Source organism: Natrinema thermotolerans, assembly GCF_031165565.1.
Classification (GTDB): Archaea; Halobacteriota; Halobacteria; order Halobacteriales; family Natrialbaceae; genus Natrinema; species Natrinema thermotolerans.
Genome location: NZ_CP101873.1, coordinates 162,654 through 182,272, shown reverse-complemented (window position 1 = coordinate 182,272; position 19,619 = coordinate 162,654). Strand labels below are relative to the sequence as shown.

The following is a 19,619-nucleotide window of genomic DNA, read 5'->3' as shown; positions in this document are numbered from 1 at the left end:
GTCGGCGGGATCGCGCGGCGAACCGGGTCAGTCGGCCGACGGCGCGGGCGGCGACTCGATCGCGTGGGTCGGGACCGTCCCGTCGTCGTTCCAGCCCCGCGCCGCGTAGTACTCGCCGATCGCTTCGTCGAGGTCGGGGATCTCGTAGGGGAGGTCGTCGTCCGTCCGGTCGAACCCCCGCCGGTTGTTGAAGTGACGTTCCAGTTCCACCGCCCGGGCACCGACCTCGAGCAAGTCCTCGTACTCGGCGTCGAACAGCGCCTCGAGTCGGTCGGGGGTGGCGTAGTCGCGCCCGAAGACGCAGACGATACCGGTGTCGAGGAACGCGGCGAGGTCCTCCCGTTCGACCAGGCGCTCGGCCTTGCCGAGCGTCCCCTGCGGGTCGAGTTCGCCGCTGTACTCCAGCGCGAGCATGCTGGCGTAGAGGTGGTCGGCGCCGCGGTTCGCGACGGCGTAGGACAGCCCCTGCCCGTGGAGGACGCGGCCGTCGTGGGCGGCGAACTCCATGCCCTTCACGGTGTAGTTCTCGACCCCCAGCTCGTCGTGGGCGCGGTCGACGCCCTCCGCGAGCAGGTCGCCGATCCCCTCGCGGCGGGCGATCTTTTCGGTGACCTCGTGGGCGAGGTCCGAATCGCCGAACGCGTCCTCGCTCTCGAGGTAGGCCGCGACCGTGACGCCCGCGGAGATGGTGTCCATCCCCAGCGTGTCACAGAGTTCGTTCGACTGCATGACGTCGACGACGTCGTCGACCCCCTGCATCGAGCCGAAGGCGTAGATCGTCTCGAACTCCGGCCCTTCGGTCTCGAGGCCGGTCTCCTCGTCGCGGGTCGGGAGCTTGCAGGCGTAGGCACAGGCCGAGCAGGCCCCTTTCTTGTACTTCTTTTCCTCGACGGCGTCGCCGCCGATGTCGGCGGCCCCCTCGAACTCGTACTCCCGAAAGTACCGCGTCGGCAGCGAGAAGTTGTCGTTGATGAACTCGGTGCCGCCCGCGGTGCCCTGACTGCGCATCCGGTCGTCTGCCGTCGCGGCCTCGCGGTGGATCTCCGACTCCGGCGGGTCCGGAATCTCGACCGGTGGCTCGGCGTCGCCCTCGAAGGTGACGCACTTGACGTTTTTCGCGCCCAGTATCGCGCCGAGGCCGCCCCGGCCGAAGGCCCGCGAGTCGAAGGTCATTACCGAGGCGAATCGCACCAGATTCTCCCCTGCCGGCCCGATCGCGATGCAGTGTTCCGGACCCAGATCATGCTGCTCGGTCATGTACTCGGACGTTTCGGGTACCGTGGCCCCCTCGAGGTCGGGCACCGGCTCGAACTCGACGCCAGAATCAGTGACGTGGACCGCGAGCAACTCGTCGCTCTGGCCGACGATCTCGAGGGTACTGATCCCGGTTCCGACGAAGTTCCGCGAGAGATAGCCGCCGGCGTTGGCCGAGACGAGGCCGTCGGTCAGCGGCGAGAGCCCGGTCATGTTCATCCGCCCGGTAAAGGACATCCGCGACTGCTGGAGCGGACCGGTCGAGACGTAGACCCGGTTTTCCGGGCCGAACGGGTCGGCGTCGAAGGGAATCCGTTCGTGGGCAAGCGCCGTCGCGGCCGCCCGCCCGCCGATCGCGTCCGCGAGCAACTCGTCGATATCCGTCCTGCGTGCGGTCCGCTCGTCCACGTCGACGGTGAGCAGCGGGCCTTCTGCGTGGAGCATGATACCCCATAGCAGGGGAACCCCCTTAGCTTTGGGTCGTCGTGACACGACGGCGTGCCCGGTTCCGATCGGACAGGTTTAGGACCCTCGAGCGGACACCGTCGAGACGAATGCAGTACGATACGGTCCTGTTTGACTTCGACGGCGTCGTGGTCGAGACGCCCTCGAGCCAGCGACTGGCCGACGCCCTCGAGCGGGTCTACGAGCGGCTTGGGCGGTCGGGCCCGGCGGCGGAGACGGTCCGCGAGTTGATGGCCGGCGACTTCGATGCGGTCGCAACGCGGTGTCGGGACCTCGGCATCGAGGCCGACACGTTCTGTGAGCGAGCGGCCCGCGAACTGGTCCGGACCCAGTGTGAGTCCGTCGAACAAGGCCTGCGCTCGGCCTACGACGACGTCGCCGCGGTCCGTTCGCTCGAGGTTCCGCTCGGGATCGTCAGCGACAACCATCCGACCGTCGTCTCGACGCTGCTCGACCGGTTCGGGTTCCGATCGCCGTTCGAGACGGTTCGGGGCTGTCCGCTGACGCCGGCCGGCCTGGCCCGGCGCAAGCCCGATCCGACGAACATCGAGGCCGCGCTCGCCGATCTCGAGGCCGAGTCGGCGCTGTACGTCGGCGATAGGGCCGTCGACGTGCGGGCGGCCGACAACGCCGGGATCGATTCGGCGCTGCTCTCGCGGTCCGGCACGGACTCGACGGACGTAGCCGTCGATCCGACCTATCACCTCTCGTCGCTCGCGGCCGTGCCCTCGATCGTCGACTGAGTCCCGGCGATCGTCCGTCGTGACGCCGGTGGCAGATTCGTGGCCGCGCTTTTTCAGCCCCGTCCGCGTAGCCAGCGTATGGAACCCGACGACACCTGGACGAGCCTCCGGCGACAGTGCGAGGCCCTCGAGCCGGGTGCGGAGCTGCTGACGCCGGTCTCCGAGCGGCCCTTCGGGATCGAGCGCACCGACGACGACCGGCTCGTCGTTCGGTTCGGCGACAGCGGCGAGACGCGGCCGCTCTGGCGCGAGCAGTTCGTCGTCTTCCTCGAGCGACTCGACGAGGGGGCGGTCCCGATCGAGGGGCTCCAGCCGGGCGTCGAGCCCTACGCCAGCGTCCTGACGCTGGCCGCGGCGTACACGGCCGACGGCGACGCGATCCGGTACGATCCCGACGCCGCCGGCGGGGAGAGCCCGTTTCTCGTCTCGGCGGCGGCCGCGCGGGACCCGCCCGAGCGCGTCCACGACGACGCGCTCCTGCTCGCCGCCGTCCTCGAGCGGATCGACGCCGACGATCCGGCCGCCCTCGACACCGAGGCGCTGACCGACCTCTACGTGCTGGCCTCCGACGCCCAGCACGGGGCCGACCGCCTGCGGCGATCGGCGCGGGAGCCGCTGCTCGAGCGGCTCGGGCCGGACCAGCGGCTGCACGGCCGCTACGGCACCGTCCGCCGGACGACGCGGGAGCGCCAGCGCCCGAAAGACGAGGCGACGATCTTCGAGGCGCTCGACGACCACGGCATTCCCCACGAGTGGGTCACCGGCATCGACCGGGACAAACTCGACGTCGTACTCGCCGTGACCGACCTCGAGGAGGACGCCGTCTACGACGTCGAGGAGGACGTCTACGTCCAGAAGGTCGGCGTCGACGAGGACGAGAAGTACACCCGCCTGCAGGGGCTGGCCGACCGGATCGACGACCTCGCTGACGCCGAGGGCGAGGAACTGCGCGCGGAACTCGACGCGATCGAGGATCGGCTCGAGGAGGCGCTGTCGGCGGGGTAGTTCCGGCGGTGACGGCGTCCCGGCGCTCGCCGGGGCGATCGGGAGTTCCGGACGACCGCGGTCCGTCCGGAACCGTTATTTTATATCAGAAACTCGTTCGGTGCATGCAACTCTCGAGGCGAACGGTCCTCGCGTTCGGCGGCGCCCTCAGTGCGGGAGCGCTATCGGGCTGTACCGGGTTCTTCTCGGAGCCGTCGCCACTCTCACTGACGCTTCTCAACTTCGATTCGACGCGACACGAGGTGACCGTCGAGGCGACGAGACGGGACGCGGAGACGTATCAGGAGGCGGTCGCGCTCCGAGAACAGTACGAACTCCCGCCGCCGACCGGGGACGACGTCTCGTCCGAACTGTCGGTCGACGACGTCCTCGAGAGCGACGGGTACGTCGTGACCGTCGCGCTGGACCGATCACCGGTGAGGGCGACGTATCAGTTCTATCCGGCGCTCGCCGACGACCCCGAACGGGACGACCGACTCTTCATCGAGGTTCGGCCCGTCCCCGACGGAGCGGGACAGTACTTCGAGTTTCAGCAGAACCACTGACCGTCGGCGAGCGACGATCGATCGGGTTGGGCCGTCCGATACCCGTTTCAATCGGCCGTCCCTACACGCGACCGACAACGATGTCCGTCGCTCGAGCGGGAAACGGGACCCGGCTCCTGATGGCACTTGTCGGCCTCGCCGTCCTGGTGTGGTACCTCGCGCTGGCCGCGGTCAGCTACTGGGTGCTGTCGGTCCTTCGGGTGACCGCGCCGGGTCCACTCGGCACGCTCGCGTTGATCGTCACTGTCGCCGTCGTCGGCGGCGTACTGAGCTACCGCTTTGGCACGTCGCAACTGCTCTCGAGCCTCGAGGCGGTCGAACTCCCCCGGTCCCACGCGCCTGGCCTCTTCCGGCGACTCGATCGCCTCGAGTCGCGGATGGACGTCGACTCGCCGACGGTCCTGCTTGCACGATTGCCGATGCCCAACGCATTCGCGCTGGGCACGGCGGGCAACGGGACGATCGTCCTCGATCGGTCGCTGTTCCGACTGCTCTCGCCCGACGAACTCGAGGCGCTGGTGGCCCACGAACTCGCCCACCTCGAGCGCTACGACGCGTTCGTCCAGACGCTGGCCTACAGCGGTTTCCGGACGCTCGCCGGGCTCGGCTTTCTCGTGTTGGCCCCGGTCCTGTTGCCGATCGCGGGGATCGCTCGGGCGGTCGCGTGGCTCCGTGGGCGGCCGGGATCGTGGCAGCGAACGGCGTTCGGTCGGCTGCTGGTGGTACTCGAGTCGGGCGCGGTGTTCGCGTTCCTGGCCGTGACGCTGCTGGTCCGGGCCCACTCGCGTCGCCAGGAGTACGCCGCCGACGATCGGGCCGCCGCGGTGACCGGCAAGCCGGTCTCGCTGGCTCGCGCACTCCGCCGAATCCAGCGGGCCGCGGAGCCCCCGCGCGGGCTGCTCGCACCGCTGTACGTTACTCCCGACGACGAGGGCGCACTGAGCCGGCTGCTGTCGACCCATCCCTCGACGGACGACCGGATCGAACGGCTGCTCGAGCGCGCTCGAGACCCCGACGAGACCGTCAGCGCGACGGCGGGGTAACGCTCACAGGTGGTCCATGCGGGCGATCACGTCGTCGACGATAGGGGGTCGTTCCGTCCAGAAGCCGTAGAACCGATTCGGGCCGCGCTCCTGGGCGAGCAAGACGAGTTTCTCCTCGTCGTCGCCGGCACCGTCATAGGCGACCCACCAGTGGCGGCGGGCCTCCGCGTCGGTGCTGGCGTGGGTCGTCAGGTCGACGTCCGGTCGCGGTCGACGGTCGGGCTCGCCGTAGACGTGAACGTCGACGTCCGACGTCGCCAGATCGCGGTACACCTCCGGCTGGTGGTCGATCTTCGACAGTTGCTGGAACCCCGCGTGGAGTTCGCCCTCGCCCCCGTTCCAGGCCCGGAACTCGACGGTCCGGGAGGCCATGATCATCCGCTGCTTGTCGTAGGACTCGAAGTAGTTGTCCCGGAGTCCCGTGACCACGGCCGGCGGGTCGGCCCGCAACCCGACCGCCATCGACTCCTCCCAGGCCCGGGCGTACCGACGGACCGCCGCGAGCGGACTCGATTCGATCCGGCGACCGTCCGCGAGCAGGTCGACTACGTCCGCCGGGCGATCCGGCGCATCGACGAACTCGAGGTCGACGTCGTGGGGTTCGAAGAACGCCTCGAGCGCGTCGTCGTTGCTTCGGTCGGACACGTTGCAGAACCGGACGGTCTTGCGGTCGGTCTCGATGCGCTCGATACAGTCGGAGAGGGAAACCGTGGAGACGTTCACTACGCATGAGTAGTCAGCTCGGCTATTCGTCGACCGGGCTACGTTGTTAGGGGTACCGCCCCCGTAATCCTGTGGACTCGTCGGTCGGCTACCGGTTGGTGGTCCACCCGCACTCGAGGCAGGTGTCCGACGTTCCGTCGGTGATCGTGGCCCCCGAACAGACCGGACAGGCACGGTGCGTCCCGCCGTCCGCGATCGCCCGCCCGCCACGCTCGTCCGCTGTGCCCCCGCCCGGGTCGTCGGGCGCGACCGCGTCCGGGAGATCGGGGTGACAGCTCGCACAGACGCGCTCGGTTCGGCGGTGTGTCATCGCCTCGGTCCGCCGTCGGTGTCGGAACCGTCGCCGTACGTCGTCACCGCAGGTATCGCATTCGGCCATCTCATGCCAATAGTTGTCATGACAAAGGATAAAGTTTCGGCTATCGCAACTATATTCCCGGAAGTCTGGTTTGAATGGGTCCTCTTGGGGCCAAAATCATCCAAACACTCGAATTATGTCTGTATAGTTGACTGAATAAACATTCGTCTGGGCTGTCGTCCGTTCGGCCCGTTCACCCCCGGGGCAATCCTGCCAACCCACAAACGCTTTTGGCCGCACGTCGCCTACGCCGAGACATGTACGTGCGGGACGCGAAAAACAGGGAAGAGGTCTGGCTGCTCGACCACATCGAGTCGATGGGGCTCGACGAAACGGCGTTCCGCTCGCGCGACTACGTCGTGGCGATCGACGAGGCGTCCGGCGAGAAGGCCGGCTTCGGCCGCATCCGCGTCCACAAGCCCGACGACGGCGACGATGTCTGCGAACTGACCAGCATCGGCGTCCTCGAGGGCTGGCGCGGACAGGGGGTCGGCGCCCACGTCGTCGAACGGCTCGCGGAGTACGCCGGCGACGAGGGGTTCGACACCGTCTACGCCCTGACCGGCGAGGGTGCCTACCTCGCCCAGTTCGGCTTCCAGCGGGTCGACGAGTCGGCGCTGCCGCCGGTCCTCCGGGAGCGACTCGAGGCCAAGCGCGAGGGGGCGGATCCGGACGCGAAGCCGCTGGCGATCGACGGTGCCGAGTTCCGGGTCCCCGATCGGCTTCGCGAGGCGTTCAAACATGCCCCCGAGGGCCGGGCCGAGGCCGACGACGACGAGTCGCCCGAGGACTTCGGCATCGATCCCGAGTCGGCGACGTACAAGTACGACACGGGTCGATGAGTCGGATGGCGACGCTTCCGTCAGCGACTCGATCCCGGTCGGCCGGCGCGCTCGTGAAACCCGTGGCGGAACGCGACCCAGCAAATTCCACAGAGAAAGACGATCGGCGGCGCAACGGCGAAGGCCCACAGCGGGTCCAGCCCCCACACCAGCAAGAGCAGGAGGTGCCCGGCCCCGATCGCCAGAAACGGCGCGACGTAGCGGGCCGCGCGGCGACGGTCGTCACCGCCGCGGGCCGGCGTCGACGCCTCAGCGGACTCCTCGAGCGACGCGTCGCCGGACATACGCGTGCCGTCGACGCCGCGAAAGATAAGTGGCCGTGGCGACACGAGTGACTCTCATGGAGACGAACCGATCCGACGAGACGGGCGACCGGACCGACGCGGGAGAGACGGCGGATCACGGTGACCCGGCCGATGACGACGACGGCGTCCGCGTCTGGCTCGTCGAGCGAACCTACGGCGACGACGAACTCAACATCGTCATCCTCGTGTACGCGACCGAAGACGGCCGGCGGTATCACCGGCGTGAGCGTGCCCTGACGAGCTTCGGCGGCCCCGCTCGCGAGACGAAGGCGAGTCTGGTCGTGCCGCCGAACTCGCTTGGTACCGTCGACGACGTGGCGACCCAGGAGCGCTACGCCGAGGAGGCTGCGCGGATGGCCGCCCGACACGACCCCGAGGATAGCGTGTGATACGGTCTCCTGTCCGTCAGTCCCGGTGGGACCGCGGGATGGTCGCGGTCCCACCGGGACGTCGGGACAGGAAACCCTCTGAGCCGTCGGCGACGCGACCGCGTCGCCGGCCGCAGATCTCGCCGTGTTCATCAACCTTCAAGCCCCGGCCGGTCCTCGGTAATCATAATGTTCGATCCCGACGAACTCGAGGAGATCCGTGCCAGCAAGGAGGAGTGGCACGAGGCGGAAGTCGAACCCGTCATCGAGCGCTTCGGCGAGCGCAAGGAAACGTTTACGACCGACACGGGGGGGCAAGAGGTCGATCGGCTCTACACGCCCGACGACGTGGGCGATCTCGACTACGAGGACGATCTCGGCAATCCGGGCGAGCCGCCGTACACGCGCGGCGTCTACTCGACCGGCTACCGCGGCCGGCTCTGGACGATGCGCCAGTACGCCGGGTTCTCGACACCGGAAGACACCAACGAGCGCTATCACTACCTGCTCGACGAGGGTCAGACGGGGCTGTCGATGGCCTTCGACCTGCCGACCCAGATGGGCTATGACTCCGACGCCGACATGGCCGCCGGCGAGGTCGGCAAGGCCGGCGTCGCGATCGACTCGCTCGAGGACATGGAGACCGTCTTCGACGGCATCCCGCTGGACGAGGTCTCGACCTCGATGACGATCAACGCGCCCGCGTCGGTGCTGTTGGCGATGTACATCGCGGTCGGCGACCAGCAGGGGGTCGATCGCTCGGAGCTGCGGGGGACGATCCAGAACGACCTCCTCAAAGAATACATCGCACGCAACACCTACATCTATCCGCCCGAGCCCTCGATGCGGATCATCACGGACATCTTCGAGTTCTGTGCCGAGGAGACGCCGAAGTTCAACACCATCTCGATCTCGGGGTATCACATCCGCGAGGCGGGTTCGACGGCCGCGCAGGAACTGGCCTTTACGCTCGGTAACGGCATCGAGTACGTCGAGACGGCGATCGAGGCCGGCCTCGACGTCGACGAGTTCGCGCCGCAGCTTTCCTTCTTCTTCAACGGCCACAACAACATCTTCGAGGAGGTCGCGAAGTTCCGCGCGGCCCGTCGGATGTGGCACGACATCATCGACGAGCGGTTCGACCCCGACGACCCCAAGTCCAAACAGCTCAAGTTCCACACCCAGACGGCCGGCTCGATGCTGACCGCCCAGCAGATCGAGAACAACGTCGTCCGCGTCGCCTATCAGGCGCTGGCGGCCGTCCTCGGCGGCACGCAGAGCCTGCACACGAACGGGAAAGACGAGGCGCTTGCGCTGCCGACCGAGGAGTCCGTCCGAACCGCGTTGCGGACCCAGCAGATCCTCGCCCACGAGTCGGGCGCGGCCGACACCATCGACCCCTTGGCGGGGAGTTACTACGTCGAGTCGCTGACCGACGAGGTCGAGGAAGAGGCATACGAGATCTTAGACGAGGTCGACGAGCGCGGCGGCATGCTCGAGGCCGTCGAGCAGCAGTGGGTCCAGCGCCAGATTCAGGACACCGCCTTCGATCGCCAGAAGGAGATCGAGGAGAAAGAGCGCGTCATCGTCGGCGTCAACGAGTTCGAGAGCGAGGACGGGGAGCCCGAGATGGACGTCCAGGAGATCACCGAGGAGGACCAACAGCGCCAGATCGACAGCCTCGAGCAGACCCGCGAACGCCGGGACGACGAGGCCGTCGACGCGGCGCTCGAGGCGCTGCGGGACGCGGCCCAAAGCGACCGGAACGTAATGCCCTACATCATCGACGCCGTCAAGGCCTACGCGACGGTCGGCGAGATCTGTAACGTCATGCGCGACGAGTTCGGCGAGTACCAGCCCGGCGCGGTCTGACGGCGCTCGAATCGTCGACTGCGACCGAACGAACCTTCGTCCCGATATCCCGTTTTCCGTGGTCGATGTCCGACTGGAGCCAGTCTCCCGGTCCATGCGGGCTCGAAACGCCACGAAAAATCACAACAGTAACACGGCCATCGACCGGAGTACAGGCCGATGCACTTCGATCACGCCGGCATCGCAACCGACGACGCACAGGGACTCGCAACGCTGTACGGCGATCTCTTCGGTCTCGAGGTCGCCCACGAGGAGGTGTTCGACGGCATGCGCGTCGTCTTCCTCGACTGTGGCGATGGCTATGTCGAACTGCTCGAGCCGATCGAGGAGGGGACGATCGCGCGCTATCTCGAGGACAACGGGGCGGGAATCCACCACCTCGCGCTCGCGACAGACGACATTGAGGGGGCTCTCGAGACGGTCCGGGACCACGACGTGACGCTGATCGACGAGGAACCCCGTCCGGGCGCGTGGGGCCATTCGGTGGCGTTTCTCCACCCCAAGGACACCGGCGGGATCCTGATCGAACTCGTCGAACACTGAGACGGACTCGTCTCCGGCGCGACCGTCGCGCGCGGTTGCACCGGACGAACAGCCCGTCTGCCCGACCGCCGGGCTACCCGGCGGCGAACTCGTTCGTGGTGATCACCCGCCGTTCGTCGCCGGTCGCGTGGACGACCGCGACCCGGCCGGGATACCGACCCTCGAGATCGATTCCGGCCTCGTAGTCGGCGGTCCCGAGGCAGTCGACGCAGGTCTCGGCCTCCTGTTCGCCGACGGCGACGGTGACCACGAGCAGGTCGCGACCGTCGTCGTAGGTTACGTCGGATAGCTCGAGGGTGTGACACGGCGTCGGGATGCGGATCGACCCCTCGACCAGCACACGCTCGTTTTCGAACTCGACGGTCGCGTCGTCGCCGTCGGTCCGGCCCGCACACTCCCGGCTATCGACCGCGAGCGATGCGTCCGCTACGTCGGGCACCGGGCAGGGGATCGACGACGACGTCGACTCCGTCTCCGTGCCGGATTCGGAGAGCGTGACGGTCGTCCGAGAGCGAACGCAATCGAACGGCCGGCGACTGATCCCGTCGGTGACCGTCGACTCGCCCGTGCCGCCGTCGCGGCTCGACGTGACCGTGATCGTATACGATCGTGGCTCGACGAACACGAGCGTCCGTTCCTCGCCGGCCCCGAGATCGAGATTGCGGTCGAGCAGCGGCTCGTCCCGTTCGTCCTCCCCGTCGCCGTCGATCGAGTCACTGCCGTCAGCGTCGTCGGCCGAAACGACCACGGCGACCGTCCGTTCGGTCTCGCCGTCGTTGCGGAGGGTGAACTCGTGTGGCGGATGGGCCTCGAGGAACGGTACCTCGTCGGGGTCCCCGACCACGATCGCGTCGGGCCCGGCGGACTCGCTGCCTCGACGATCGGTATCGTCGCTCGAGCCGTCGACGTCGGGCCGCTCCGACTGGAGCCGCTCGAACCGCGAGTCGGCACAGCCGGCCAGGCCACACGCCGCTCCGGTCGTGAGCGCGAGGAGATCACGACGTCGCATACGCGCTCCCACACCGATCGGGCATAAACACCTTTGTCACGGCTTCGTACCTGTTCTATCGACGGACTTTCAGTTCCGAAGAGAGGCAACTGTTGTGGCCGGACTGACCCCACTCGAGGGGATCGGCGTCACGCTAGCAACGGCGTCGCGGGAGTGACGGCGTCGCCACCTCGAGTCGGTGGCCGGTGAGCCGGCCGATTACCCGAAGTTCTCGATCAGCGCGTCGTCGGGATCGCCGCCCGCGGCCTCGATCGCGTCCGCGATAGCGGTGACGAAGTCGTCGAAGCCGAATGCGTAGACCTGACCGGCCTCGTAGTGTGTTGCGATCGCATCGGCCAGTTCCTCGGCCGCGCCGTCATCGATAAAGACCACGGTCGCACCCGCGTCCGACAGCGCCTCGAGCCGGTCGGTGTGGGCGGGTTCGTCGGCCTGATAGATCACGGTGGCGTCGTGACCGGCCTCGTGAGCGGCCTCGGCGACCGCGACTCCCGCACCGACTCCCGGACCCCCGGCGGCGGCGACGACGTCACCGTCGTCGTCGTAGGTGATCCGGCCGAACGGGCCTTCGACGTGGACGGTCTCGCCGCCCTCGAGGCCCGCGAGCCACGGCGAGAGGTCGCCCTCGGGGTCGATCCCGACGGTGAGTTCGAACGTCTCGCCGACCGTCGGCGAGGAGAGCGTGTAGTGGCGAGCGATCTCCTCGTCCTCGGGGGCGGCCCGCAAGAGGACGAACTGCCCGGGGAGGGCGTCGAACCCCGCGGGCGTCTCGAGTTCGAGCGCGACGGTGTCGGGACCGACCTCGCCGACCGATGCGACCGTGACTGGCGTCCCATCCATGTCGAACCCGTTCGTCGGCGGATTGAAAAGGCGTTCCGTTCGCCGCGACCCTCGCGAGCGGCCGTTTCGATGGGAGACGATACCGTGTGATTACCACACACATTCACTCGCTTCCGTGTTTCTTTCTCTCGTAAACTCTCGCCCCACAATTCCTAACGATTAATAACCAACTGTCCTTCCATCCCGAACATATCCACCACTGATGCGGTGGTCCGCTTGGGGTTTCAGAAGCCTTTTCATTTATGGGGGGCAAGGGGCCTCATAACATGGCTGAGGATCTCAACTGGGCGATCGGAGGCGAGGCCGGTGACGGTATCGACTCCACCGGAAAAATCTTCGCTCAGGCACTGTCCCGGGCCGGAAGACACGTATTCACCTCCAAAGACTTCGCGTCGCGAATCCGTGGCGGCTACACAGCCTACAAGATTCGGACGTCCGTCGAGCAGGTCCAAAGCGTCGTGGACCGCCTCGACATTCTCGTCGCCCTGACACAGCGGACCATCGACGAGAACTTGGACGAACTCCACGAGGGCAGCGCCATCATCTACGACGGCGAGCGCTCGTGGGACGCGGAGATCCCCGACGAGATGACCGCGGTCGACGTCCCGCTGAAATCGCTGGCCGAGGAGGCCGGCGGCGCGATCATGCGCAACATCGTCGCGCTGGGCGCGGCGTGTAAGATCACCGGCTTCGACGTCGAGTATCTGGACGAGGCCCTCGAGAAGCGCTTCGGCGGCAAGGGCTCGAAGATCGTCGAGAACAACAAGGAAGCCGCTCGCGCGGGCCAGGAGTACGTCGAGGAGAACTACGACCTGAGCCACCTCGGCTACAACGTCGAGACCACCGACAACGACTACGTCCTGCTCAACGGCAACGAAGCCATCGGCATGGGCGCGCTCGCGGCCGGCTGCCGGTTCTACGCCGGTTATCCGATCACGCCCGCGACCTCGATCATGGAGTACCTGACCGGGCGTATCGAGGACTACGGCGGCCACGTCGTGCAGGCCGAAGACGAGCTGTCGGCGATCAACATGGCACTCGGCGGCGCACGGGCGGGCGCTCGAGCGATGACCGCCACGTCGGGAGCCGGGATCGACCTCATGACCGAGACGTTCGGTCTCGTCGCGACCAGCGAAACGCCGCTGGTCATCGCCGACGTCCAGCGATCCGGTCCCTCGACCGGGATGCCGACGAAACAGGAGCAGGGCGACCTCAACATGGCGCTGTACGGCGGCCACGGCGAGGTTCCGCGGTTCGTCGTCGCACCCACGTCGATCACCGAGTGTTTCTGGAAGACCGTCGAGGCGTTCAACCTCGCCGAGAAGTACCAGACCCCGGTCTTCCTGGTCTCGGACCTGGCGATGTCGGTCACCGAGCAGACGTTCCCGCCGGAGGCCTTCGACATGAGCGAGGTCGAGATCGACCGCGGCAAGCTCGTCGACGAGGACGAGGTCGACGAGTGGCTCGACGCGCAGGGCCACTTCCGTGCCCACGCCGTCACCGAGGACGGCGTCAGCCCGCGGGCCATCCCCGGGACGACCGACGCTGCCCACATGTCTACCGGCCTCGAACACGACGAACTCGGCCGCCGGACCGAAGAAGAGGACGAACGCGTCCAGCAGGTCGACAAGCGCAACCGCAAGGTCGAGACCGCGAGGGAGAACGAGGACTGGGACTACCGCGAGTTCGGCGATCCGGACGCGGACAACCTCGTCATCTCGTGGGGATCGAACGAGGGCGCGCTCGTCGAGGCGCTCGAGTACCTCGAGGAGGACGGGATCGACGTCCACGTGATCTCAGTGCCCTATATCTTCCCGCGACCCGACCTGACCGAGGAGATCGAGGCCGCCGACGAGACGATCGTCGTCGAGTGTAACGCGAACGGACAGTTCGCGGACGTGATCGAACACGACGTGTTGACCCGCGTCAAGCGGATCAACAAGTACACCGGCGTGCGATTCAAGGCCGACGAACTCGCAGACGATATCACCGAGAAACTCACCGAGGAGGTACCCGCATAATGAGCTCCGACGTTCGATTCACCGACTTCAAATCCGACAAGCAGCCAACGTGGTGTCCCGGCTGCGGCGACTTCGGGACGATGAACGGCATGATGAAAGCGCTGGCCAACACCGGCAACGACCCCGACAACACGTTCGTCGTCGCCGGGATCGGCTGTTCCGGCAAGATCGGGACCTACATGCACAGCTACGCCCTTCACGGGGTCCACGGCCGTGCGCTCCCGGTCGGCACCGGTGTCAAGATGGCCCGACCCGACGTCGAGGTCATGGTCGCCGGCGGCGACGGTGACGGCTACTCGATCGGTGCCGGTCACTTCGTCCACGCCGTCCGCCGGAACGTCGACATGACCTACGTGGTCATGGACAACCGCATCTACGGCCTGACCAAGGGCCAGGCGTCGCCAACCTCGCGGTCGGACTTCGAGACCAGTACGACTCCCGAAGGGCCGAAGCAGCCGCCGGTCAACCCGCTCGCACTCGCGCTCGCCTCCGGCGCGAGCTTCATCGCTCAGTCCTTTAGCTCGGACGCGATGCGCCACGCCGAGATCGTCGAGAAGGCCATCGAACACGACGGCTTCGGCTTCGTCAACGTCTTCAGCCCCTGTGTCACGTTCAACGACGTCGACACCTACGACTACTTCCGCGACAGCCTCGTCGACCTGCAGGAAGACGAGGACCACGACCCCCACGACTACGAGGCCGCCAAGGAGGTCATCCTCGACAGCGAGAAGGAGTATCAGGGCGTCATGTACCAGGACGAGAACTCGGTTCCCTACCACGAGAAACACGGCGTCACCGAGGACATGTCCGAGATCCCCGACGGCGCGCCCGAGGACGCGATGGATCTCGTCCGCGAGTTCTACTGAGACCGCCGTCGATTCCGACTGATTCGCGCTTTTTCCGTCGTCGGTTCCGGTACTGCCTTCGCCGTTTAGTTACCGACCGCTCGAGAGGCGAGGTTCCAATCGCAAACTAACCGCCGGAGCGACCCGGTCGCCGGTCGTTAGGCCGGGTGTTCGACGGACTCGAGCAGGACCTCGGCGTTGGCCGATTCCTCGGTGAGCAGTTTCGGATAGGTGCCAAGGAGGACGAGCAGATCGCCCTCGTGATCGAAAGAGGTGAGTTTGATCTCGACGTCGATCGGCTCGCCGCCGAGTTCGGACTCGCCGAGGAACCGGTCGACCTCGCGGCCGTCCCCGAGGATATCGAGGCCGAACGTCTCCTGGTGCTGGATGTTACTGATATCGCCCTGGCCGCCCTCGAACTCGCCGAGGAACCGGTCGAGTAACTCCTCGTTGGACAGATCGTCGATCGGGTTGAGCGATCGGCCTGCGACCTCCATCCCCGGGATGGAGACGGCGGCGACGGCGGCCCCGTCGCGCTCTTCACCCTGATACTCCACGGCCTTCGAGTAGATCGCCGTCGCGATCGAGGCCTCGACCTGGCGCTCGACGCCGCCGGGAAGTTCGACCGAGCGGTCGATCGTTCGCTGGCTGACGTCGTCTTCCGCGTAGCCCGTCTCCTCGAGCGCGTCGTCGGTCGGGCGAACGGCGTCCGAATCGAACGCGAGCGGCTCGTTCCCGAGGACGACGTCGATACAGCCGGCGGTGAGCGCGATCGTCCCGGTCGCGCCCGCGGCGAGCAGCGATCGTCGAGAGAGAGTCATTACAGGTGGGTACGTTACGAGCGGCATATTCCTTGTGGCTTCTTCAGTTTCGCAGACAAGAGTATCAGGCCTCGTTGAACGTCGAGAGCGGATGATAGCGGACAGACACATCAAGAGTTATCGGGGTCGGCATCCCCCGTCTAGCCATGACTGACTTTGCAGACCGAGTCGAGCAGGTGTCGATCAGCGGTATCCGGGAGGTCTTCGAGGCCGCTGGCGAGGACGCCATCAACCTCGGCCTCGGCCAGCCGGACTTCCCCACTCCGGCCCACGCTCGGCGCGGGGCCATCGAGGCCATCGAGTCGGGGCAGGCCGACGCCTACACCTCGAACAAGGGGACCGAACAGCTCCGGGAAGCGATTTCCGCGAAGTACGACCGCGACTACGGCCTCGCGGTCGATCCCGCCGACGTGATCGCGACCTCCGGCGGGAGCGAGGCCCTGCATCTGGCGCTCGAGGCCCACGTCAACCCCGGCGAGGAGGTCGTCTTCCCCGATCCGGGCTTCGTCTCCTACGACGCCCTGACCCACATCGCCGACGGCACGCCGAAGCCGGTCGGGCTGCGGGAGGACCTCACCCTCGATCCCGCGACCGTCGAGGACGCCATCACCGAGGAGACCGCGGCGTTCGTCGTCAACAGCCCCGCGAACCCGACCGGGGCCGTCCAGAGCGAGGCCGACATGCGCGAGTTCGCCCGTATCGCCGACGAACACGACGTCCTCTGTATTTCGGACGAAGTCTACGAACACATCGTCTTCGAGGGCGAGCATCGTTCGCCGCTCGAGTTCGCCGAGACGGACAACGTCGTCGTCGTCAGCGCCTGCTCGAAGACCTACTCGATGACCGGCTGGCGGCTCGGCTGGGTCGTCGGCTCGAACCGCCGCATCGAGCGGATGCTGCGGGTCCACCAGTACGGGCAGGCCTGTGCCTCCGCGCCCGCCCAGTACGCCGCCGAGGCCGCTCTGACCGGCCCCCAGGATCAGGTCACGGAGATGGTCGAGACCTTCGAGCAGCGCCGGGACCTCGTCCTCGACGGGCTCACCGACGCGGGCCTCGAGGTACCCACCCCCGAAGGCGCGTTCTACGCGATGCCGAAAGTACCCGAGGGCTGGTGTGACGAGGTGCTGGATCGCGGCGTCGTCGTCGTCCCCGGTGACGCCTTCGGCGCGAACGGCGAGGGCTACGCGCGACTGTCCTACGCGACCGGGACCGAGGAGCTGAAGGAGGCACTCGAGATCATCGACGACGCGACTCGAGCCGTCCAGTAGCTCGCTCAAGCCGTTCGGTTTCTCCGGTCTTCCATGCAGCTTTCTCTGTCGCCGAGAAAGTCGCCGTCTCCCCTGCCGTCACGTGTACCGTTTTACCGTCCCGATCCGTGTGTTCGAACGAGATGCGCGCTGTACGCCTTCACGAACATGGCGACGCGGACGTACTGCAGGTCGAGGAGATCGAGCGGCCCGAACCGGCCGCCGACGAGTTGCTCGTCGAGGTCGCCGCGGCGGGGATCAACCCCGTCGATACCTACTTCCGGGACGGCTCGTACGAACCGGTCGGCCTGCCGTTCACGCCGGGCGTCGACGTCGCGGGAACCGTCGCGGCGACCGGCGAGGCCGTCGAGGGCTTCGCGGAGGGGGACCGCGTCTACGGGACCGGGATCGGTAACGGCGGCTCGCAGGGTTCCTACGCCGAGTACGCGACGATCCCGACGGATCGCGTGGTCCACCTCCCGGATAGCGCGGACCTCACCGAAGCGGGCGGGGCCGGCGTCGCCGCCGTCACTGCCTGGCGCGCGCTGATCGACCACGCCGACCTCGAGCCCGCGGAGTACTGTCTGGTCCACGGCGGCTCCGGCGGCGTCGGCCACGCGGCCGTCCAGATCGCGGCCGCGGTAAGCGCGCGGGTGATCACGACCGCGTCCGAGGAGTACCACGACGAACTGGCCGACTACGGTGCCGAGACGGTGCTTGACTACGGCCGGGACGATCTGGCCGACGCCGTCCGCGAGGCGGCCGACGGCGGGGTCGACGCCGTCCTCGACCACCGCCTCGACGACTACCTGCAGTTCGACGCCGACGTCGCCGCGACGGGCGCTCGCGTCGTCGGCATTGGCGAGAACAGCCCCGATCCGGGCTTTACGAACGACGGCGCGGCCCGCTCGAAAGACGTCTCCTACCAGTTCATGAGCATGTTCAACACGCCGGACCTGCGCGTGCCGATGCGGGGCGTCGCCCACCTCATGGACACCGGGAAGCTCTCGATCGACGTGGCCAGAAGCTACGACCTCGAGGAGGCCGCCGAGGCCCAGCGTGCGGTCATGGAAGATAGCTTCCTCGGCAAACTCGTGATCGAGCCGTAACGGACCGCAGTTCTCGGTGAAAACAGCGCAGTCGGCCGGTCAGGCGGACACCTGAACCGCGTCCGCCCGCTCGAGCAGGGTTCGTCCGTGGTCGGTAAGCGTGATCGTCTCGGTCTCGGTGTCGTAGTCCACGACCTCGGCGGTCGTCAGTTTCGGGATGTGGGTGTGATGCAGCGAGATTCGGACGGCGCGGCGCTCCCGCGAGGAAACGTCGCTGTGGTCCGAGATCGCGTTCGGCTCCACGCCGGCCTCCTGCGCGGCGATCTCGACCGCCAGTTCCGTGAGCGTGGCGTCGCCACCCGTCTCCGCGAGATACTGCAGCGCCGCGCGGCGTCGCCCGTCGGCAAGCAGATCCATCGCCGTATCGACGGCGTCGGCATCTTCACCGAACGCGGTGAGGCGCTCGGGCGACCGCAGTAGTGGGATCATATCCCCGGTAGGGTCCGGGACGTATATATGCAACTTGTGAGTCAGATCGAAACACCACACTGCGTGTCACGTCGTAGGAGGGCCCGCTCGAGACGGCTGCGATCGCGATGGAGGACCGATCCGGCGATTAGACGAGGTCGGCGACCGCTTCCATCGTCGTCCGCTTGTCGTCCTCGCTCATCCCGTCGACGAACCCGATACGGACGGCGTCGACGCCCTCGATGGCGGCGTACTCCGCGAGCCACTCGCGGACCTCGTCGGGGGTGCCCGCGAACGCGAGTTCGTCGAGGACCTCGTCGGGCAGGGCAGCGGCCATCGCGTCGGTGTCGCGGTCGTCCCAGGCGGCTCGGACCGCCTCGACGACGTCGGGGTACCCTTGCTCGGCGACCGAGTTACCGTAGTAGGGACCGTACGCGCCGAGCATGAACGCGATCGTGCCGCGGGCTTTTTCGCGGGCAGCCTCGCGGTCCTCGCTGGCGATCCCGCGGACGATCGGCGCGACCCGCAGGTCCGAGAGGTCCTTCCCGCCGAGTTCCGCGCCGCGCTCTAAGTCCTCGAGGCGGTCGCGCAGGCCGTCTTTCGTGAACATCTGCGGGGCCCAGCCGTCGCCGAAGCGGCCGGCCATCTCGGTGGCCTTGGGGCCGAGGGTGCCGACGTCGATCGGCGGCGGGTTCTCGCTCGGGCCGCGCTCGTAGCCCAGCCCGGCGATCTCGAAGATGTCGCCCTCGTAGGCGGGGTTGCCCTCCTCGTAGACGTTGCGCATGATCTCGATCACTTCCCGGGTGCGCCGGAGCGGCCGGTCGAACTCCTGGCCGTGCCAGCGCTCGGTGATCGCGGGCGAACTCGGGCCGATCCCGAACCGGAAGCGGCCGTCGGCGGCCGCCTGCATCGTCAGCGCGGTCTGGGCGAGCATCGACGGCGTCCGGCCGTACGGCGAGATGACGTCGTTGGAGATGCCCAGTTCGTCGGTCTGGTCGGCCGCCAGCGTCAGCGGCGGCACGATGTTCCAGCCGGTCGTCTCACCGACCGTGATCCGGTCGAAACCCAGTTCCTCGGCCTGGACGGCACGCTCGGCGACGCCCTGCGGGCGGTCGTAGTCCCCGAGCCGGACCAGCAAGTCGAGTTCGGCGTTCATCGGGCTCCCCTCCGCGTCGGCCGTCGAGTCGTGGTTCGGTCTGCCATCACCGCACACCGCGTCACGGACTCACATAAATCTGTAGCGTTTCCGTCCAGTC

Annotated in this window: 21 protein-coding genes; 12 read left to right on the top strand and 9 right to left on the bottom strand. The window is 67.4% G+C overall.

Annotation, left to right across the window (positions count from 1 at the left end):
* Window positions 1-27: 27 nt before the first annotated feature.
* The gene (locus NP511_RS00945) at window positions 28-1,698 is read right to left on the bottom strand and encodes an aldehyde ferredoxin oxidoreductase family protein (RefSeq protein ID WP_049966777.1); all 1,671 of its coding nucleotides are present in this window, start codon (window positions 1,696-1,698) and stop codon (window positions 28-30) included.
* A 110-nt stretch (window positions 1,699-1,808) separates the two neighbouring features.
* Here NP511_RS00945 and NP511_RS00940 point away from each other — a divergent pair, with 110 nt between their 5' ends.
* From NP511_RS00940 to NP511_RS00925, 4 genes are all read left to right on the top strand, one after another.
* Window positions 1,809-2,462 carry an HAD family hydrolase gene (locus NP511_RS00940; RefSeq protein ID WP_049966776.1) on the top strand — a complete coding sequence of 218 codons (654 nt, stop codon included), beginning with the start codon at window positions 1,809-1,811 and terminating at the stop codon, window positions 2,460-2,462.
* A gap of 78 nt (window positions 2,463-2,540) precedes the next feature.
* The gene (locus tag NP511_RS00935) at window positions 2,541-3,467 is read left to right on the top strand and encodes a DUF7983 family protein (protein ID WP_049966775.1); all 927 of its coding nucleotides are present in this window, start codon (window positions 2,541-2,543) and stop codon (window positions 3,465-3,467) included.
* A 104-nt stretch (window positions 3,468-3,571) separates the two neighbouring features.
* Window positions 3,572-4,012, top strand: coding sequence for a hypothetical protein (locus NP511_RS00930; RefSeq protein ID WP_006650828.1), 441 nt, complete (start codon window positions 3,572-3,574; stop codon window positions 4,010-4,012).
* An 80-nt stretch (window positions 4,013-4,092) separates the two neighbouring features.
* Complete coding sequence (locus NP511_RS00925; protein WP_049966774.1) at window positions 4,093-5,055, top strand: M48 family metallopeptidase; 963 nt, start codon at window positions 4,093-4,095, stop codon at window positions 5,053-5,055.
* A gap of 3 nt (window positions 5,056-5,058) precedes the next feature.
* Here the strand turns inward: NP511_RS00925 and NP511_RS00920 are convergent, their stop codons facing one another.
* Both NP511_RS00920 and NP511_RS00915 read right to left on the bottom strand, forming a co-directional pair.
* Window positions 5,059-5,778 (bottom strand): DICT sensory domain-containing protein, encoded by a 720-nt coding sequence (locus NP511_RS00920; RefSeq protein WP_049966773.1) that lies wholly within the window; start codon window positions 5,776-5,778, stop codon window positions 5,059-5,061.
* An 88-nt stretch (window positions 5,779-5,866) separates the two neighbouring features.
* Window positions 5,867-6,157 carry a hypothetical protein gene (locus NP511_RS00915; RefSeq protein ID WP_049966772.1) on the bottom strand — a complete coding sequence of 97 codons (291 nt, stop codon included), beginning with the start codon at window positions 6,155-6,157 and terminating at the stop codon, window positions 5,867-5,869.
* 236 nt (window positions 6,158-6,393) lie between these two features.
* On the opposite strand from NP511_RS00915, the gene NP511_RS00910 reads away from it, so the two are divergent.
* Entirely contained in the window at window positions 6,394-6,978 is a 585-nt protein-coding gene (locus tag NP511_RS00910) for a GNAT family N-acetyltransferase (protein WP_049966771.1), read from the top strand.
* Window positions 6,979-6,998: 20 nt separating this feature from the next.
* On the opposite strand, the gene NP511_RS00905 is transcribed toward NP511_RS00910, so the two are convergent.
* A complete protein-coding gene (locus tag NP511_RS00905; RefSeq protein ID WP_049966770.1) occupies window positions 6,999-7,262 on the bottom strand; it encodes a DUF8142 family protein in 264 nt (87 codons plus the stop codon).
* Window positions 7,263-7,318: 56 nt separating this feature from the next.
* On the opposite strand from NP511_RS00905, the gene NP511_RS00900 reads away from it, so the two are divergent.
* The 3 genes from NP511_RS00900 to mce all read left to right on the top strand — a co-directional run bounded on the left by NP511_RS00900 (window position 7,319) and on the right by mce (window position 10,066).
* Complete coding sequence (locus tag NP511_RS00900; RefSeq protein WP_006650821.1) at window positions 7,319-7,672, top strand: DUF7967 family protein; 354 nt, start codon at window positions 7,319-7,321, stop codon at window positions 7,670-7,672.
* Between the two features lie 168 nt (window positions 7,673-7,840).
* Window positions 7,841-9,523, top strand: coding sequence for an acyl-CoA mutase large subunit family protein (locus NP511_RS00895; RefSeq protein ID WP_136396921.1), 1,683 nt, complete (start codon window positions 7,841-7,843; stop codon window positions 9,521-9,523).
* A 159-nt stretch (window positions 9,524-9,682) separates the two neighbouring features.
* The gene (gene mce / locus NP511_RS00890) at window positions 9,683-10,066 is read left to right on the top strand and encodes a methylmalonyl-CoA epimerase (RefSeq protein ID WP_006650819.1); all 384 of its coding nucleotides are present in this window, start codon (window positions 9,683-9,685) and stop codon (window positions 10,064-10,066) included.
* Between the two features lie 73 nt (window positions 10,067-10,139).
* Here the strand turns inward: mce and NP511_RS00885 are convergent, their stop codons facing one another.
* Window positions 10,140-11,075: a hypothetical protein gene (locus tag NP511_RS00885; protein ID WP_049966768.1), complete on the bottom strand. Its 936-nt coding sequence runs from the start codon at window positions 11,073-11,075 to the stop codon at window positions 10,140-10,142.
* A 198-nt stretch (window positions 11,076-11,273) separates the two neighbouring features.
* Window positions 11,274-11,912 carry an FAD-binding oxidoreductase gene (locus NP511_RS00880; protein WP_049966767.1) on the bottom strand — a complete coding sequence of 213 codons (639 nt, stop codon included), beginning with the start codon at window positions 11,910-11,912 and terminating at the stop codon, window positions 11,274-11,276.
* 266 nt (window positions 11,913-12,178) lie between these two features.
* Between NP511_RS00880 and NP511_RS00875 the strand changes: the two genes are divergently transcribed.
* Together NP511_RS00875 and NP511_RS00870 are read left to right on the top strand one after the other, a co-directional pair.
* The gene (locus tag NP511_RS00875; protein WP_006650816.1) at window positions 12,179-13,933 is read left to right on the top strand and encodes a 2-oxoacid:acceptor oxidoreductase subunit alpha; all 1,755 of its coding nucleotides are present in this window, start codon (window positions 12,179-12,181) and stop codon (window positions 13,931-13,933) included.
* Window positions 13,933-14,799, top strand: a complete 867-nt coding sequence (locus NP511_RS00870) for a 2-oxoacid:ferredoxin oxidoreductase subunit beta (protein ID WP_006650815.1) — start codon at window positions 13,933-13,935, stop codon at window positions 14,797-14,799. The genes NP511_RS00875 and NP511_RS00870 overlap by 1 nt, the downstream gene beginning before the upstream one ends.
* Window positions 14,800-14,936: 137 nt before the next feature.
* On the opposite strand, the gene NP511_RS00865 is transcribed toward NP511_RS00870, so the two are convergent.
* Window positions 14,937-15,599, bottom strand: coding sequence for a DUF6517 family protein (locus NP511_RS00865; protein WP_084158323.1), 663 nt, complete (start codon window positions 15,597-15,599; stop codon window positions 14,937-14,939).
* Between the two features lie 146 nt (window positions 15,600-15,745).
* On the opposite strand from NP511_RS00865, the gene NP511_RS00860 reads away from it, so the two are divergent.
* Both NP511_RS00860 and NP511_RS00855 read left to right on the top strand, forming a co-directional pair.
* Entirely contained in the window at window positions 15,746-16,867 is a 1,122-nt protein-coding gene (locus tag NP511_RS00860) for a pyridoxal phosphate-dependent aminotransferase (protein WP_049966765.1), read from the top strand.
* A gap of 122 nt (window positions 16,868-16,989) precedes the next feature.
* Window positions 16,990-17,955, top strand: a complete 966-nt coding sequence (locus NP511_RS00855) for an NADPH:quinone reductase (RefSeq protein WP_049966929.1) — start codon at window positions 16,990-16,992, stop codon at window positions 17,953-17,955.
* Window positions 17,956-17,994: 39 nt separating this feature from the next.
* On the opposite strand, the gene NP511_RS00850 is transcribed toward NP511_RS00855, so the two are convergent.
* Window positions 17,995-18,384 carry a DUF7344 domain-containing protein gene (locus NP511_RS00850; RefSeq protein ID WP_049966764.1) on the bottom strand — a complete coding sequence of 130 codons (390 nt, stop codon included), beginning with the start codon at window positions 18,382-18,384 and terminating at the stop codon, window positions 17,995-17,997.
* A 127-nt stretch (window positions 18,385-18,511) separates the two neighbouring features.
* Window positions 18,512-19,519 carry a TIGR04024 family LLM class F420-dependent oxidoreductase gene (locus NP511_RS00845; RefSeq protein WP_049966763.1) on the bottom strand — a complete coding sequence of 336 codons (1,008 nt, stop codon included), beginning with the start codon at window positions 19,517-19,519 and terminating at the stop codon, window positions 18,512-18,514.
* Between the last annotated feature and the right edge of the window lie 100 nt (window positions 19,520-19,619).